This window comes from Meiothermus cerbereus, from assembly GCF_051297115.1.
Taxonomy (GTDB): Bacteria; Deinococcota; Deinococci; order Deinococcales; family Thermaceae; genus Meiothermus; species Meiothermus cerbereus_A.
Window position 1 is genome coordinate 1 of sequence record NZ_JBEVAL010000176.1, and the last position, 599, is coordinate 599.

1 protein-coding gene is annotated in these 599 nt (G+C 57.4%); it reads left to right on the forward strand.

Annotated features, from left to right (window positions below; genetic code table 11):
* The first annotated feature begins 33 nt into the window (after nt 1-33).
* Nucleotides 34-594, forward strand: coding sequence for a hypothetical protein (locus tag ABWU19_RS15035; protein ID WP_435902435.1), 561 nt, complete (start codon nt 34-36; stop codon nt 592-594).
* The last annotated feature ends 5 nt before the right edge of the window (nt 595-599 follow it).

The following is a 599-nucleotide window of genomic DNA, read 5'->3' on the forward strand; positions in this document are numbered from 1 at the left end:
CCACCTGCAAAGTCGACAATACCAGGAGGATCTATGGCAAACCTAAGTTGGGGGCGAAGATTATTCCTTACAACACTCGGTGGGCTAGCAGGGCTTTTCATCGTATATCTGGCCATGGCGATCGCTCTTGGAGCAGCGGTGCAGGCGATGAGCATCTTCAGCCCAGGCTCCTTTTCAAGCTGGGGAACTTTAATCTTCTTTGGCCTCGCCCCGGCGCTGATTATCTTCGGAGCAGCAATCACCGCCTGGGCATTGGGTGCGCGCCTATGGCGCGGCCTGCTGGCCGGGGTGGTCACCTTGGGGGCATTCGCGTTTTTCGAAGTGGGCCAGGCCAACTACTCGCCGTTTAATGTACGCGAGACACTAGCCTTTGTTGGCGGAGCGCTTGCGACGGTGCTGGTTTCGACCGTTGGGAGGGGCGAGCAACGAGCGTGGATACTCGCGGCAGGGCTTATACTTATGCTAGCGCTGGCTTTGAGTGGATTGAGGCTCATCTTGCCTGGAAAGGAAAGCGGCCTTGTGATCTCTATCCTGGCATGGATTATCCTGCCGCTGGCTGCCACCTTCTTCACGATGCCCAGGCAAAACAGGTAGGCCGC